Annotated in this window: 13 protein-coding genes and 1 pseudogene; 8 read left to right on the forward strand and 6 right to left on the reverse strand. The window is 30.4% G+C overall.

What is annotated here, in order from left to right; genetic code table 11:
• Positions 1-395: 395 nt before the first annotated feature.
• On the forward strand, positions 396-755 hold the full coding sequence (locus G9F71_RS02160; protein ID WP_224626153.1) for a hypothetical protein: 360 nt from the start codon (positions 396-398) through the stop codon (positions 753-755).
• On the opposite strand, the gene G9F71_RS02165 is transcribed toward G9F71_RS02160, so the two are convergent.
• From G9F71_RS02165 to G9F71_RS02175, 3 genes are all read right to left on the reverse strand, one after another.
• Complete coding sequence (locus tag G9F71_RS02165) at positions 742-1605, reverse strand: IS3 family transposase (protein WP_164950436.1); 864 nt, start codon at positions 1603-1605, stop codon at positions 742-744. The genes G9F71_RS02160 and G9F71_RS02165 overlap by 14 nt on opposite strands.
• A complete protein-coding gene (locus tag G9F71_RS02170) occupies positions 1548-2006 on the reverse strand; it encodes an HTH domain-containing protein (protein ID WP_164950437.1) in 459 nt (152 codons plus the stop codon). The genes G9F71_RS02165 and G9F71_RS02170 overlap by 58 nt, the downstream gene beginning before the upstream one ends.
• Positions 2007-2411: 405 nt before the next feature.
• Positions 2412-2804 carry a transposase gene (locus tag G9F71_RS02175; RefSeq protein WP_164950438.1) on the reverse strand — a complete coding sequence of 131 codons (393 nt, stop codon included), beginning with the start codon at positions 2802-2804 and terminating at the stop codon, positions 2412-2414.
• A 144-nt stretch (positions 2805-2948) separates the two neighbouring features.
• On the opposite strand from G9F71_RS02175, the gene G9F71_RS02180 reads away from it, so the two are divergent.
• The 4 genes from G9F71_RS02180 to G9F71_RS02195 all read left to right on the forward strand — a co-directional run bounded on the left by G9F71_RS02180 (position 2949) and on the right by G9F71_RS02195 (position 6135).
• Positions 2949-3626, forward strand: a complete 678-nt coding sequence (locus G9F71_RS02180) for a DUF6431 domain-containing protein (protein ID WP_164950439.1) — start codon at positions 2949-2951, stop codon at positions 3624-3626.
• 106 nt (positions 3627-3732) lie between these two features.
• Entirely contained in the window at positions 3733-4992 is a 1260-nt protein-coding gene (locus G9F71_RS02185) for a DDE-type integrase/transposase/recombinase (RefSeq protein WP_164950440.1), read from the forward strand.
• A complete protein-coding gene (locus G9F71_RS02190; RefSeq protein ID WP_164950441.1) occupies positions 4985-5788 on the forward strand; it encodes an ExeA family protein in 804 nt (267 codons plus the stop codon). The genes G9F71_RS02185 and G9F71_RS02190 overlap by 8 nt, the downstream gene beginning before the upstream one ends.
• A gap of 29 nt (positions 5789-5817) precedes the next feature.
• Complete coding sequence (locus G9F71_RS02195; RefSeq protein ID WP_164950442.1) at positions 5818-6135, forward strand: DUF6618 family protein; 318 nt, start codon at positions 5818-5820, stop codon at positions 6133-6135.
• A gap of 242 nt (positions 6136-6377) precedes the next feature.
• On the opposite strand, the gene G9F71_RS02200 is transcribed toward G9F71_RS02195, so the two are convergent.
• Positions 6378-7154, reverse strand: a complete 777-nt coding sequence (locus G9F71_RS02200) for a transposase (protein ID WP_164950443.1) — start codon at positions 7152-7154, stop codon at positions 6378-6380.
• Positions 7155-7274: 120 nt separating this feature from the next.
• Between G9F71_RS02200 and G9F71_RS27700 the strand changes: the two are divergent.
• Positions 7275-8740 (forward strand): annotated as a pseudogene (locus tag G9F71_RS27700) (IS1182 family transposase); the annotation flags it as partial.
• A 334-nt stretch (positions 8741-9074) separates the two neighbouring features.
• On the opposite strand, the gene G9F71_RS02215 reads toward G9F71_RS27700, so the two are convergent.
• Positions 9075-9278: a hypothetical protein gene (locus tag G9F71_RS02215; protein ID WP_207712067.1), complete on the reverse strand. Its 204-nt coding sequence runs from the start codon at positions 9276-9278 to the stop codon at positions 9075-9077.
• 231 nt (positions 9279-9509) lie between these two features.
• The gene (locus G9F71_RS02220; RefSeq protein WP_164951064.1) at positions 9510-9716 is read right to left on the reverse strand and encodes a hypothetical protein; all 207 of its coding nucleotides are present in this window, start codon (positions 9714-9716) and stop codon (positions 9510-9512) included.
• A gap of 930 nt (positions 9717-10646) precedes the next feature.
• On the opposite strand from G9F71_RS02220, the gene G9F71_RS02225 reads away from it, so the two are divergent.
• A complete protein-coding gene (locus G9F71_RS02225) occupies positions 10647-12878 on the forward strand; it encodes a peptidase domain-containing ABC transporter (protein ID WP_164951063.1) in 2232 nt (743 codons plus the stop codon).
• Positions 12878-14038, forward strand: a complete 1161-nt coding sequence (locus tag G9F71_RS02230; RefSeq protein WP_164951062.1) for an HlyD family efflux transporter periplasmic adaptor subunit — start codon at positions 12878-12880, stop codon at positions 14036-14038. The genes G9F71_RS02225 and G9F71_RS02230 overlap by 1 nt, the downstream gene beginning before the upstream one ends.
• The last annotated feature ends 618 nt before the right edge of the window (positions 14039-14656 follow it).

The raw sequence follows: 14656 nt of genomic DNA on the forward strand, positions 1-14656 counted from the left end.
TTCAGAGTTTATTACAAATAAGTATTCAATAAACAGCATTTAAAAAATAGCATGGGATATACGACAGATTTTCCATTGTCTAAGCGGTAATACTTTTAAGTTAATTCTCTTATGATAGAGAAATTCACGTATTTATCTATATTTATTAGAACATAGTTTTTCAGAATCAATGGTCTAAAATTATTTTTGCTTATAAAAAAAGGGGCTGTCTCAAAATAGAAAGTGATTTCTACAGTAAAGTGGTCCCCATGTCAAGGACATTTATAAAAAAAAGCATTAAATCTTAAATCAAAATCATGTATCTTATCCGTAAGGAGAAGATGCAGCCAAAATGAGCCAACATTGAATCCTATGTATTTAATGTTGGCTCATCTTAATAATTAACTGTATCTTATATGATTATCATGAATAAAAGATTTATAGAAAACTTAAATAGTTTTAAGGAATTTATGTTAAGTGATGATGTTCCCCGTTATGTTATTCGCTATTGTAACCAGCTTAATGAGGTAAAGTGGATATGGCTCTATGCCCAAATGATAGAAGCTGTGATGATTACAGATGAACTGGAATATCTGTTTTATGTACTGAAATGGATTTTAAAAACTGATTTCCACGACCTCACCTATGAAATGTATTTCTATGATATGACCAATCCAGAGTGTCGGTCACAATCACTAATTAAGGACGAATACTGGACCGCGTATAGTGAACATTACCATGCACAATTCATGGAAGACACGTCTATTCCTTATTGAGTGGATGTTCTCCAGTTATCAGATATTCTGAATATTGATTTGGTGCTAACTTAGCCAGTTTCCACTGATAGCGTTCATCTTTCATATGTCCGAAGAAAGATTCTTGTGGTGCATTATCCCAGCAGTTTCCCCGTCGTGACATAGACTGCCTTAATTCTTTGTCCTTCAGCAACTGACGAAAGGAAATGCTGGTATAATGACATCCCTGGTCTGAATGAAGAATGGCATCTGTACGAAGATCCTTGCCATGTTTCTCGATAAGTATATTGACCGTTTCTAAAACAAAATCCACCTCAAGAGATTCGCTTACTACATATGACAGAACTTGTTTTGTGCACGCATCTTTTATGACGGAAAGATACGCTTTACAGCCGTGGTTATAAAATAAATATGTGATATCAGTAAGAAGAATTTTACCTGCGCCGTGTTCTGTGAATTCACGTTTTACAAGGTTAGCATATACAGCATTTGTCTTGAGCGCTTTAGCCATCCTGCGGTATGGATTAGCTTTTCTGATTGGGCAAAAGAGATTATATTTTTTCATAAGACGGCTAATTTTTTTCTGGTTCATTCTCACTCCAATATGAAGTAGGCGCATATATATTCCACGTCTGCTTTTATCATAGCCTCGGTACTTATAGGCTTCCAATATCAACTCAAAGTCAGCTCTGTCCTGTTGGTCCTTATTACTTCTTTTTTCAGATGAATGAAGCCAGTTATAATAACCACTCCGTGACACACAAGCCATTTCACATAGCCAACTTATATTTAATTCATTGTTATCACGTTGTGTCATTTCTTGCATGAGTTTGAATTTTTCTTCTGCCGTTGCTTCCGTTTTTCTTTCCATTCGGCTTGTTTGTCTAGAAATTCTATTTTTTTTAAAAACTCATTTTCCTGTTTTAGATAGTTAATTTGATGTTCCAGTTTGCTAATTCGTTCAGTATCGGTTAAATCCTTTGTAACTGGACGACCTGAGTGATTTTTTCTTATATCTTCAAAGCCATCTGCACGCAACTCACATTTTTTTATCATTGCGACAAGTCCATCTTTACGTCTTTTCCCTAATAATTGATAATTGATTTCACATTCAGCTAATATTTGTGATGGTATTTTACCTGCACGGTATTCTCTTGCAAAAAGTTCTCTAAATTCAGTTGTGTAAGTTATAGATTTATCACTAACTTTTTTGATATAAGGATTTTTTCTCAATTCTTCTTGTTGTTCTTCTGTAAAATGATTAACACCCATAAAAACCCCTCCAAATATATTATAATTAATTGTAACAAAAAAAAGACCCTATAAAATAGAGTCAGTGAGAAATTTGGCTTCAGATGCCTTTTTTTCTAACTGTCCATTCTATAGGGTCCATTTTACAGCGAGATGGCTCTTTTTTCTTTTCCAAATACAAAAGTGGACTCCAAGGAGTCCACTTTTGGTGTATAATTTAAATATGATAAATAAAGAAATTACACAAAAGAATTATACCAATAATTGCGAGGTTTATCAATTAGTTTTTCTTATTGAAACAGGAATTTTGATACCCGAGGATGATTCAGTGAGACTGCTAAGCCAAATATTGGAGGAATTATATTATAACTATAAACGAGCGAATTAGCTAACAAATTACTCCATTTTAAATTAATGTCAACTATCCTAAACTATTTTTAATATTTTAAAAATAGCTTCAAGCGATATTCCTAGGTCAGCTTGATTAAAAATCCAAGATACTCGTTCTTTTTTAGATTGGTTCCTTGCGATTTTAATTCCAACGCTGAAATTTAACGTACCATTACTTACTTCTAATTCACAGTATATGTAAGTCATCATTAGTAGCAAGAAGTATCTATTTATACTACGGTTACTTCTTACTTGATAATGATTTAAACCAAGATGTTTTTTAGTTTCTCTAAAAAATGTTTCAATTGGCCATCTATGTTTATAGTGATTTAGTAGTTCTTCAATTGTGATAGTTGTATCTAGACTTATGAATGCTCTTAAACATCCAGACTTAAAAAGAGCTTTTTTAGGCCAACTGTAGTGCGTCAAAATATAGCTTTATGAAACTGCATTCCTAAGTAAAATTATAACTATAATACTAATAATTATCTAGTTATTAATTGCTTTTTTAATAAGCACATTATTGCTGTAACAAAAACTCCTAATGACTTGACATCATTAGGAGCTTATTTTATGCTTATTATTAAAACTAGAGAAAGGAAAAGGGAGAAACCCAGCCAACCAAAGCAACGTTCTCCCTTTAAAATAAGAGTTAAAAACTCTTATAAAACTACTATTATGATAAGATTATTTTCACAATTATGCAAGTGTTTTAAGCAAATTTCTTTTGAAAATGAGATAGCTGCCTTTGATAAATATGTAAGCTCTGTTAATATAGAGACTTTAGTATGTCCATTTTGTGGCGCTAAACATGCATTATCTCCATTTGCGTCTTACAAACGCCATCTTGTGACTTATAATAATACCGATCAAGATAATATAATCATCATTTCTAGATATATTTGTTCGTCATGTAAACGTACCCACGACCTCCTACCTTCGGTAATTGTGCCGTATATGTCATTTAGTTTTAAATTCACTGTGTACCTCATCCATGACTATCTTGTACATAAATATCACTCTGTGGAAGCTATGTGTGAACATTATGGCATTGCTATATCTACATTCTATCGAATTTTAAAGAAGTTTAAAGAACATAAACAGATATGGCTTGGACTTTTAGAGGCCAAGCTCATTTCAAACTTAAGTTTTGTGCAGCATATCATAAATAGTTCCTTTGATAAACTTGAGTACTTCATAATACAATTTTTCAAGCAAAATGGTTCATCGTTTTTTCAAGGAACGTCATAGTTTAGCTATAAGCATATATTTTTAATTTTAATTTAGACAGACCACTTAATACGATAATGGTCATTGAAATACCTATATGATACCATTTTTCTAGAGGTGATAATAAATGAATAACAAAGAAATAATCGAAATAGCATCTATTAGATTAGCACTAATAGCCCCTGCTATAAATAATACTTTTACTGAGCAATCTAAAATTGCTTATTATAGACGTGTTTCTATTAACCCTGTAAAATTACCTAACGGTAATTCAGTCTTGTATAGCCCGGGGACACTTTCTAATTGGGAATCAGAATATAATAGATTTGGTTTTGATGCCCTTCTTCCGAAGACACGTAGCGATATAGGTCAAACTAGAAAACTTAGTGATGTAGCCATAGAGCAGATATACACTTTAAAAAACAACTTTCCTAAAATTAATGCTACGCTTATATATTATAAACTCATCGAAGATGGCTTTATTAAAGAAAAGGATCTATCAATTTCAACAGTTCAGCGGTTTATAAAAAACAAGGACCTTAAATCTGCTAGATGTATCAACATGAAAGACAGAAAAGCTTTTGAAGAAGAGTTTGCAACTGGAATGTTTCAGGGAGACACATGCTACGGGCCATTTATAACTGAAAATGGTGAGCGTAGACGTACGTACGTAATTATGCTAATAGATGATGAGTCTAGGCTAATAGTAGGAGGTAGATTCTTTTACAATGATAATTCTTATAACTTTCAGAAAGTGCTTAAAGAGGCTGTAGCCAGGTATGGAATTCCAAAAAAACTTTACCTGGATAATGCTTCTCCGTACAGAAATGAGCAATTAAGCCTTATCTGCGGTTCCCTTGGAATAGTAGAACTTCACACAATGGTAAGAGACGGTGCATCAAAAGGGAAGGTAGAAAGGAATTTCAGGACATTAAAAAGCAGATGGCTAAATGCTTTAGACGTAGAATCCATTTCCTCCTTAGCGGAGCTAAATGATGAATTATTCACCTATATTAATAAGCATAACATAACTATTCATTCTTCTACAAAGCAGCGTCCTATTGATAGGTATAAGAGCGATTTAGCTCATGTAAAAGTAGCATCTGACAGTGAATGGCTAGATAATTGTTTTATGAATCGCGTACAACGGAAAGTAAATAATGATGCAACTATAAACATTGATAAAACCTCTTATGATGTACCTATGCAATTTATAAGGCAGAAGGTTGAAGTGCGATATCTACCTGATGACATGGACAGTGCTTATATTTATTATGAAAACATTAAGTATAGCATTAGAAAAACAAACAAAGTTGAAAATGGTAAAACTAAACGTAAAAATCCACTTAATATAGACTATTCAAAGGATGGTGTTAAATATGTTTAAGCAGTTTTATGGTATGACCTTAAACCCTTTTGAAAAAGGTATTAAAGAAAAAGATGCATATATCTCAAGGGATTTAAAAGAAATGATATCAAGACTTGATTATCTTAATGAAACTAGAGGCATTGGATTATTTACGGCGTCGCCTGGTAGTGGAAAAACTTTTGCTCTAAGATGTTTTGCGAAGAAAGTTAATCCAAATTTAACAAAGGTTATTTATCTTTGCTTTACTACCGTAACTACTGCTGAGTTTTATCGTCAGTTTTGTATCTCACTAGGACTCGAACCTTGCTCTCGTAAGTCAGATATGTTTAAAAATATAAAAGACTATATGGAAAATATGAGCAGTGATAAGGGTGTCCATTACATACTTGTATGGGATGAAGCACAGTATTTGAGTAATGATATATTGAAGGATCTAAAACTACTCATGAATTTTTCTATGGACTCAAAGGACTGTTTTTCACTGGTTTTGATAGGTCAACCTATACTTAATAACATATTAGAAAAACAGATACATGAAGCATTAAAGCAAAGGATCATAATAAATTGTGATTTTGAAGGGTTTTCAGAGACTGAGGCTATAGAATACATTCATTCTAGACTCTCATTGGCAAGTGCTTCTTCTGAAATAATTGATGATAATGCCATTTTAGCTGCATACAGAAGCTGTGCTGGTTCTATAAGACGTCTAAATATGATATTAACAAAAGCTTTAATAATAGGTGCACAGCACGAAAAAACGGTAATTGACACTGACACAATAATGGCTTCCGCCAATGAAATGTCGCTTCGTTAACCGTAGAATATTTTTTAGGAGGATTTTATATGCCAATTAAATTTGAATGCACAATGAAAACAGGCAAAAAAATAGAAAGCTGGTCTGGGATGATAACTAAGTTAACTAAATTTGGAAGTCATTATGAGCTTAAGATTGAAAGTAGAAGTGGATTTATTGTAGTTATAGGCAAAACAACTTATGGCAATTTTGCTTGTATTCCTGATTATGATGTAGGATGTCATCTTTCTACCTTAAACGATTTATTTTGGAACTCTGAACGCTTACGTGAAATTATGAATAAAGTAGATGGCATAACTGTGGCTCACGCCTTACAAGCTGTCGATGAATATATTGATTTAAACTAATATACTTGGGTAGCTATTATTGCTACTCTTTTTTATATAAAAGTAGCCTAACGGCTAAAAAAAATATATTAATAAAATGATTTTTCCTTATTGATAAAGTGATTTCATAGGTATAATCTGACGTAAATAACCTACTAATAATAGAAATAAAATGACGTTTTAATTAGTTATAATTTGACGTTTAACAGCCAACAAAGAGCTATCAAAGAATCCTTTGCGTCATTAAGCTTTCCCCTATATGTCTAGACATAATATTCATTATTGCCAACTTTGACTAGGTCGACATCATCTTTAGTTAATATCTCACACATATGATTAAGCTTAATTCCAAGTTTTTCACGACCTTTTGGATATATTACTCTATTGGTTCTTAAACCGCCAATATAGGCGTAGCCTGAATCTTTAGAAACAGCAAACAATTTTTTATTACTATACCAGCTATCACATAAAACATAACCTTCATTTACTGGCTGTGGTAAGGATTTTATAAACTCAATTGCCATTTGAATTTTACTCATATTTTCTTTATCGTAGATTGCCATAGTATATGGCAAAACAAGAGTATCAGACAATAACATAACGGTAACTAATTGATGACCATAAACTGTTTTACCTTTTAAATGAGAATGATGGAATCCACATTTTTCAGTAGGTTTCTTAGCCTTTGACGAGGGCACTGTCTTCTCTGAAATAGTGTCATCTATTACAATATAAATAGGTTTTCCAGTTATTTTAGACGTCTCCCATATTCTCATAATTACACGTTTTTTAAGGGCTTCTTTAACAAAATCCTCATCCCATGGACTCTCAGATAAAAACTTTCCAATATTAGTCCTATGCCTAACCGGCATAAAGTCTGAAACGTCAGTTATTTTTCCACAGTAGCCTTTTGTCACCATAGAATTTATAAATAATATTAGATGATGAATTTGAGGCGTTGTAAGATAAAGAGTTATCTTTAATTCAATTAAAAATTTGTATATTGCCGATGATTTTGTTACAATTGATTTTTTAAACATTTATGTTTTCTCCTTAGTTATGTTTTTGTGTAGTAACTTAATTATAACAGGAGATTGCATAGATGTTTTTCTTTTTTTAATTTATGGAAATTAATGGAGATGTTTTCGCTCATTTATAGTTATAAAAATTTAAACGAGGCGTACTCTTCACAAGGAAGAAAACCGGCAGTTGAACCGAAGATTCTATTTAAAATATTAGTTTATGCTTATATGAATGACATTTATTCAAGTAGAAAAATAGAAAAAGCTTGTAAGCGAGACATCAACTTCATGTGGCTTTTACGAGGCCGAAAGGCCCCTGATCATAATACAATAGCTAGGTTTAGAAGCAAAAGACTTGTTGGTGTTGTAGATGATTTATTTAATCAATTAGTTGAAAAGTTAAAAACCTACGGTGAGGTTGAATTTAAGAATATATTTATTGATGGAACAAAAATTGAAGCCAATGCTAATAAGTATACTTTCGTATGGAAAAAATCTACGGACAAATTTCAAGCGAAGCTTCAAGAAAAAATAAAGGAAAATATTGAAAAAATAAATTTTGAATTTAAAACAGAATATATAATTTCAGAGCCGGAGGCTAAAATAGAATATCTTCAAGAGATTTTAAAATTTTTAAATAAAAATAGAGAACATGAGAATATAGAATTTGTGCATGGACAAGGCAAAAGAAAAACTAAAATACAGAAGTTTATAGAAAATCTTTCAGAGTTTATAGAAAAGCAAAAAAATATGATGATTATACCAAAACTTTTGATGGGAGAAATAGTTTTTCAAAAACTGATAAAGATTCAACCTTTATGCATATGAAAGAAGATCATATGAGAAATTCCCAACTAAAACTAGGATATAACATGCAAATAGGAGTGGAAGGTGAATATATTGTTGGGATAGATATTTCTAGTGAAAGATCTGATCAACTTACTTTTATTCCATTTTTAAAAAAATTAAGAGAAAAATTATCACAAATATTTGATAGTGTAATAGCTGACGCTGGATATGAAAGTGAAGAAAATTATATGTATTTAGAATCCACTGGGCAAAACACATTTATAAAACCTCAAACTTATGAAAGCATGAAAAAGAGAAGCTTTAAAAATAATATAAGTAAGCGAGAAAATATGAATTATGATGAAGTAAATGATGAATATACTTGCCATAACAATAAAAAATTAAAGATTCTTTATAACACGATAAGAAAGTCAAAGTCTGGATATAAAGCTAGTGTAACAGTTTATGAATGTGAGGATTGTGATTCATGCCAGTATAAACCAAAATGTACAAAAGCAAAAGGTAACAAAAGACTAAGTGTATCTAAAAAATTTATACAAAAAAGATTAAAGTCATTAGAAAATATAACAAGTTTAGAAGGAATAATGTTAAGAACTAATAGGTCAATTCAAGTTGAAGGAGCATTTGGAGTTTTGAAAGAAGATCATGAGTTTAGAAGATTTTTAACTAAAGGAAAAATCAATGTTAAAACTGAATTTACCCTTTTATGCTTTGGATATAACATAAATAAATATCATAACAAAATCGAAAATGATAGATGTGGAATTTTATTGCATGAAATAAAATCAGCTTAAAGTTCAAAATAAAAAACAATATTTTAAAATTAGGAGATTTAAAGATCTTCTTTTGTAGTGTAAAAAATAAAAACGAACTAAAAAATAACAATAAAAAGAGTAGTTTTTTATTGCTTTTATTAAAATCAAGAAGGAAAAGAGGATGTCTCAAATGATTTTTTAATCATTTTGAGACATCCTCTTTTTTTTATACTTGTCAACAGTTTGGGTATTAACTATAACCATACTGAACTGTAGTACAATCTAAATGGGCTTTATAGAAAATCAATAGATTAAGTCGGTTAACCATATTGATTTAATTTATTGAAGATAAAGACTTGGTTAACTCCTAAATTTAGTATCTTCCGTTACTATTGTTCCATAGACCACCGGTGTCAGTTCTGCCCCTTTGATTCCAAGCATTTTTTGCACCCTCGAAAAGTGCTGATCCTAAAGCACCTTTAACAACGTCCTTAACAACCTCCACTACAACCTTTCCTGTCCCACCACCATTAACTTCCGTTAACTCTTCTTTTGTTAAACTAACTAAATTATTCATAATTTGCTCCTCCTTAATAATATATAATTTTTTTTGATTGTTATTTTTAATTATCAAATAGCTACTTGACAATTAAAATTATACCATAAAAATACAACATGACCACATTCATTTAAGGTCAAAAAGTCAACGTTTAGGGTGTGGAGTATAGTAGTAACTATAACGTACTGAGTTGTAGTACAATCGATAAGGGCTTTTAAAGGGAATTAATAAATTAATTAACGCCTAAACTTAGTATTTTCCAATACTATTGTTATATAGACCGCCGCTACCGGTTCCCCTAGAATCCCAAGCACTTTTTAGAAAATCGGAAGCGATTTTTGCGATTGCTCTTGGAGCCATTATTGGACCATTTCTGAAATCAGATATGGGCATTCTAGCTCTACCACCAGTAACTTCTATTAACTCTTCATTTGTTAAACTAACTAAATCATTCATAATTTGTTCCTCCTTAATAATGTATAAAAAATTTTTGATAATTAAAATTATACTATAAAAATAAGGCATTATCACATTCGTTCAGGGTCAAAAACCCAACGTTTAGGGCAAAGCAAGTAATGGGTAGGGCATTTTGCATTGAGAATGTCCTAACCGTTGATTGTTTGTTATAAATAGATTTATATAGCAACTCATTTTAAAATAAAGCTAAGTACAAAGCTAATCATATTTAAAGCAACTCAATACATTTGTTTATTATAAGTTTCTGAAATAGTAGGGTTTCTATAAATGGAGAGATTTAAAAGATAAATTGAGTTGGTACCATATGCAGAATAAAATTTAATTTCAGGATATAAGTCATTTAGTTCTTTAAGTTCATAAATTCCAGTCACAGAATCGTGACGTGATGCATTTACAATTTTAATATGGATAGGTAGGTTTTAAAAGCTAGCACAAACAATAAGCCTATGAAAAGAATGACCATAAAAGTATTTTTCGCTGAAACTATGCCGTCGCCAGGTTGCACTAGGTTTATTAAATTTGCAAAAGTATAATTTTTTAGCATAAGGCGAAACCTGTGTAGTCATACATGTTCCATCAGCTAAGGGTGATAAATTTTTATTTATTATAGTCGTTATAATCTCTCAACTTAAATGGTAGATATCAATTCTCTAAACTTACAATCCTATGACATTATTTATCTTTGTAAAGGTTTTAATTTTACTCAAATAATTACCTTATAATAACACAAAAAACATCGTGATTGCCATTCATCCGGGATTAAAAAACCAACGTTTAGGGTGAAAAATACAACGTCTAGGGTGATTTTAACTTTTTGTATTATATTATATATATAATATTCACTATAAAAACGAATAACAAAAATAAGGTATATATTGAAAAGTTCACATTACAAATGGAGGATAACTAATGAAAAATTATTTTAAAAGATATGTGTGTATTAAACAGCATGACTATAAAGATTGTGGCGCCGCTTGTTTAGCAACAATATCAAAGCAGTATGGGCTTAAAATACCAATTTCTAAGATACGTGAAACCGCTGGAACGGATAAACAGGGAACTAGCGCACTGGGGCTTATAAAAGCATCCGAAAAGCTTGGATTCTCAGCTAAGGCAGTTAGGGTAACAAAACCTGAAGATATTTTCAGTGAATTTCCATTGCCGTGTATTGCTCATGTAGTAATAGATGAATCACTACTACATTATATAGTTATACATAAAGTAAGTAAAAAAGAAATTTTAGCGGCTGACCCAGCAAAGGGGATGGTTAAATATGTTCCGGAAGAGTTTTTTAAAATATGGACAGGCATATTGATATTTATGGTTCCTAATGTTGAATTTAAAAAAGGGGATGAAACAAAAGGATTATTTTCAAGATTTATTTATCTTCTGAAACCACAGAAAAAATTGATGGTTAATATATTTTCTGCATCTATAGTTTTAACCTTATTAGGAATGATAGGTTCTTTTTATTTTAAATTTATTATGGATGATATACTTCCATATGGGTTAAATAAAACTTTACACATACTTTCTATTGGTATGATTGTATTAACTTTATTTAAGATTTTATTGGGGGCATTTAGAACTCAGCTTCTTTTATATTTAAGTCAGAGGTTGGATATACCATTAATGCTTGGTTATTATAACCACGTTATTGAACTTCCTATGAATTTCTTTGGCACAAGAGAAGTGGGAGAGATTATATCTAGATTTAATGATGCTTCGAAAATAAGAGAGGCTATTGCAGGAGCCACCCTTACCATTATGATAGATACATTTATGGTTATCTTTGGAGGAACGATTCTTTATACTCAGAATAGTAAACTTTTCGCTCTTACTTTAATTCCTTTAGTTTTATATGGAATTATTGTTTTTTCATTCAATAAACCTTTAGAAAAAATAAACAGAAAAATCATGGAGGATAATTCAAAGTTAACTTCTTTTTTAGTAGAATCATTAAATGGAATCCAAACTATAAAAGCATTTAATGCAGAGAAGCAGGTTAATGTCGAAACAGAAAAAAGATTTATAAAGCTTTTAAAAAGTGTTTTTAAAAGCGGCTGTATTGGTAATCTTCAAAGGTCCTTAGAAGGTGGAATAAGAGCTGTATTTGGAATTGTAATATTATGGATAGGGACATGTGAAGTTATACAAGGGAAATTAACAGTAGGACAACTTTTGGCATTCAATGCTTTACTTGTGTATTTTCTAGATCCTATTGAAAATTTAATAAATCTTCAGTCAGGACTTAAAACAGCTATGGTAGCTGCAGATAGACTTGGAGAAATATTAGATCTTGAATTAGAAAAAAGCGAGGACGAGGATAAAAAGATAAATCCAGCTTCCTTAAAGGGCGATATAGAATTTAAAAATGTTTCATTTAGATATGGAACAAGACAATTAATTCTTCAAGACTTAAATTTACATATAAAATCAGGAGAAAAAATAGCTCTAGTAGGCGAAAGTGGATCTGGAAAGACAACATTAGTAAAGCTTTTATTAAACTTTTATCAATGTGAAAAAGGCGAACTGCTAATAAATGGTTATAACATAAGAGATATAAATATAGAAGCTTTGAGAGATAAAATAGCATACATATCACAGGATATATTTTTATTTAAAGGGACAATAAAAGAAAATTTATGTTTTGGAAATGAACAGGTTGGCTTTGAGAAAATGGTTGAAGCTTGTAAAAAATCAAAAATACATGATTATATAAATGAGCAACCTTTAAGATATGACACTATGGTTGAGGAAAGTGGCTCTAATCTTTCAGGAGGACAGAAGCAGAGAATTGCAATAGCAAGGGCTATACTGAGAAAACCAGATATATTAATCATGGATGAGGCTACAAGCAGTCTAGATTCGATTACAGAAAAAGCTATAGAAAGAACAATGTATGAATTTAGTAAAAATACAACAACGCTAATAATAGCCCATAGATTAAGTACGATTATGAGGTGCGATAACATCTGTGTTATGAATAAAGGTAACCTTGTAGAAAACGGATCACATAAGCAACTAATAGATAAAAGAGGGAGATACTATGAACTTTGGAAGGAGCAACTTCCAAATAGTTATGGTTTTAATAGTTGGAATGAAGTAGCAGTAACAGAAGATGGGGGCGGTGATGTTTAATGAAGAGTGAAGTACATAATCTAAAAGATATAACAGATAGCAAAGAAGTATTAGAAGCAAAACCTCATCCGTTCACTAGCATGTTAATTTATATATTAATTACATTATTAGTGACTGCAATAGTATGGTCATATTTTGGAGAAGTAGACATAGTAATTAAATCCAATGGCGTGGTACGACCTAATGAAAATGTGAGTAAAATTATTAATAAGATATATGGGAAAGTAGAAAGTATAAATATGCATGAGGGTCAAAATGTAAAAAAAGGAGATATTTTATACACTATCGAATATACTAATCTTACATTAGAAGAAAAAACTTTTTTTGATGAATTTAAAAAGGTTACGAAGGAAAATAGTAACCTCTCTAAGTTAAAAGAAAGTATTGGTAATAACAAGAATTACTTTGATAATAATAATGAAGATGAAAAAGACTATTATAATAAATATTTAAAATACTATTTAGATAACGAAAAGTTGAAATTAGAAAATAAGCAATCACAAATTAGGTTGGAACAAACAAAAAATGAGAAATCAATAATTCAAAAAAAGTTAGATATACAAGTTAACAATACTGAGCAAGAGATTTTTAAAATACAGATGTCAAAATACAAAATAGATACATTAGTTGATATTGATGAAAACATAAAAATTAATAAAACCAAAATACAAGAATTAGAGAAAAACATAAAAGCTATTAATATTAATATAGATGATTGTATTGTAAAATCACCCATGGATGGAGTAGTAAGTATTATTAAAGATGTAACTGTTCAAGAATTATTGCAAAGTGGAATAGAAATAGCAACAATTAATCCGAATAATACCAATAACTATAAAATTCAGTTATATTTAGCAAATAAAGATATAGCCGATATAAAAGTAGGAGACAAATTAAAATATCATTTTCAAGCTCTTCCATATGAGGAGTATGGTGAACTTACTGGTACACTTACTAAAATAAGTGTAGATGCAAAGGTGGATGAGCAATCAGGAAATAGCTATTATGTTGCAGAATCTTATGTGGAAAATAAAACCTTATATAGCTATAAAGGTAAAAAGTCAAAGCTAAAATTAGGGATGTCCTGTGAAGCACAGATAATAACAAAACGAAAAAAAATTTTATATTATTTACTTGAAAAAATAAATTTAAAAGATTAGATTAGCATCTTTAATTCAGATTCTATTAAAGAAGCGTTTTATCCAACTAATAAGGTTATAGATTTGAAATCTATAGCTTTTTATTTTTAGTTTTTTTTATAATGTATTCCCAATTTTATAGTAGAGTAAATAGGAAGGCAATCTAAGTGTGAAATAAAGCGTGAAGTAGCTAAAATAGGTAATATTATTGAATAGCGAGTTAACTATATGAATAAGTGTAGCGAAGAAATTAGCCGTTTTTAAGGTGTTATGAACTCCGTAAGAAATAAAGTTAAAAGAAATAAAATGTATTATGCCCATCTTTACAGTTTATGAGAGCGAGGCGCAAATGAGAACATCAATAAAATGATGCGTCGGTTTATCCCTAAAGGTGTGGATATTTTAGCATTTACAGGAAAGCAAATTATGCAAGCAGCATTGGATTAATAATTATTTTTGAAAAATTTTCAGTGGTCCTACTGCTAATATGATAGAACGGAAAATATTTACGACTTAACATTACATTTTTCCTCAAATTATAGATGTTTTATGTTAAAAGTTATAAAAAAAGATAAAAAATGAGTAACATTGACAAAAAAAGTCGAATATGGTATAATATATATATATTGTAGAATACAA

Origin of the sequence: Clostridium sp. FP2 (assembly GCF_011065955.2) — a bacterium.
Lineage (GTDB): Bacteria > Bacillota > Clostridia > Clostridiales > Clostridiaceae > Clostridium_AD > Clostridium_AD tagluense.

What these genes read in the sequence shown, in the direction of transcription:
- G9F71_RS02160 (WP_224626153.1), top strand. Translation starts at nt 396, where the DNA reads ATGATTATCATGAATAAAAGATTTATAGAAAACTTAAATAGTTTTAAG.
- G9F71_RS02165 (WP_164950436.1), bottom strand. Translation starts at nt 1,605, where the DNA reads ATGGAAAGAAAAACGGAAGCAACGGCAGAAGAAAAATTCAAACTCATG.
- G9F71_RS02170 (WP_164950437.1), bottom strand. Translation starts at nt 2,006, where the DNA reads ATGGGTGTTAATCATTTTACAGAAGAACAACAAGAAGAATTGAGAAAA.
- G9F71_RS02180 (WP_164950439.1), top strand. Translation starts at nt 2,949, where the DNA reads ATGCTTATTATTAAAACTAGAGAAAGGAAAAGGGAGAAACCCAGCCAA.
- G9F71_RS02185 (WP_164950440.1), top strand. Translation starts at nt 3,733, where the DNA reads ATGAATAACAAAGAAATAATCGAAATAGCATCTATTAGATTAGCACTA.
- G9F71_RS02190 (WP_164950441.1), top strand. Translation starts at nt 4,985, where the DNA reads ATGTTTAAGCAGTTTTATGGTATGACCTTAAACCCTTTTGAAAAAGGT.
- G9F71_RS02195 (WP_164950442.1), top strand. Translation starts at nt 5,818, where the DNA reads ATGCCAATTAAATTTGAATGCACAATGAAAACAGGCAAAAAAATAGAA.
- G9F71_RS02200 (WP_164950443.1), bottom strand. Translation starts at nt 7,154, where the DNA reads ATGTTTAAAAAATCAATTGTAACAAAATCATCGGCAATATACAAATTT.
- G9F71_RS02215 (WP_207712067.1), bottom strand. Translation starts at nt 9,278, where the DNA reads ATGAATAATTTAGTTAGTTTAACAAAAGAAGAGTTAACGGAAGTTAAT.
- G9F71_RS02220 (WP_164951064.1), bottom strand. Translation starts at nt 9,716, where the DNA reads ATGAATGATTTAGTTAGTTTAACAAATGAAGAGTTAATAGAAGTTACT.
- G9F71_RS02225 (WP_164951063.1), top strand. Translation starts at nt 10,647, where the DNA reads ATGAAAAATTATTTTAAAAGATATGTGTGTATTAAACAGCATGACTAT.
- G9F71_RS02230 (WP_164951062.1), top strand. Translation starts at nt 12,878, where the DNA reads ATGAAGAGTGAAGTACATAATCTAAAAGATATAACAGATAGCAAAGAA.